Origin of the sequence: Capnocytophaga sp. oral taxon 332 str. F0381, from assembly GCF_000318275.2 — a bacterium.
Taxonomy (GTDB): Bacteria; Bacteroidota; Bacteroidia; order Flavobacteriales; family Flavobacteriaceae; genus Capnocytophaga; species Capnocytophaga bilenii.
On sequence record NZ_KB291291.1, the window covers coordinates 1 to 596 of the forward strand.

The 596-nt window shown below is 21.5% G+C and carries 1 protein-coding gene; it reads left to right on the top strand.

Going from position 1 to position 596, the window contains the following annotated elements; genetic code table 11:
* Positions 1 to 9: 9 nt before the first annotated feature.
* A partial coding sequence (locus tag HMPREF9075_RS04500) for a hypothetical protein (RefSeq protein ID WP_157049221.1) occupies positions 10 to 596 on the top strand: 587 nt, incomplete at its 3' end.

Genomic DNA, 596 nt, shown 5'->3' on the forward strand with positions numbered 1-596 from the left:
ATCATTAAGATGCAAAATTTATTTAATTTTTTTAGTCATAGAAGTTGGTTAATAATACCAAAAAACTTATTTATCTCTTTTTCTAATGATTTGAATTTAGATTTGATAAGAGAAAATATCACATGGAAGACTATTGATGAGATAAATATATCAAATAGTTTATCAAAACTTTCAACAATAGATTTATTGGATATGTATATAGTAGAAGGTGAATGTATTAATTTTATTGATAAAGAAAAATTACTTTTTTTATCTAATAATTCATATATATATAAATTTAATATAGATATATGGATACCTACAATGTTATTTGAACATTTTAAAAACAATCAATTACTGAGAAGATATGAATTAGACATTCAAAACGAATACATAGTTTCTACAGATGAAATTGGAGTTAAAACTGATATAGAAAATTATGATGAGACTTTCATACAAGCTGATAATGGTTATGATATTTTTTATTATCCTTTAGGGGTGGTAAGCAATTTATTACAATGTAAGATTATAGAACTAAAAAAAATACTTTCATTTCCTTGCTCTTTATATAAAATTCCTTTTGAAAAAGTATCAGAACTAAAGGATAAATATTTAAT